General features: G+C 57.7%; 1 protein-coding gene. It reads right to left on the bottom strand.

The features are described from left to right. Nucleotides 1-279: amino acid kinase family protein (locus tag AC0IW9_RS30675; RefSeq protein ID WP_471652085.1), on the bottom strand; the 279-nt coding region annotated here is incomplete at both ends.

The raw sequence follows: 279 nt of genomic DNA, 5'->3' as shown, positions 1-279 counted from the left end.
AAGTCGCCCTTCACCAGCATGTTGAGCAGATCGGTGTTAACCCCGACCACTTCGCCCACATGGCCGATATCAATGATTTCGGGCTGGGTCATTTCCGGCGTTTGCCGGGTGACGGTGAGCTTTTTCGCACGAATCAGCTCGGCATCTTTACCGGTCAGGCCGATAGCACTGCCGCCATGGCGGTTGATCAGGTTGACGATGTCTTTGTTCACCTGGCCGCCAAGCACCATCTCCACCACATCCATGGTCGCTGCGTCGGTTACCCGCATGCCGTCGATG

The organism is Belnapia sp. AC561 (genome assembly GCF_979252845.1).
This window is presented reverse-complemented; position numbering and strand designations above follow the sequence as displayed.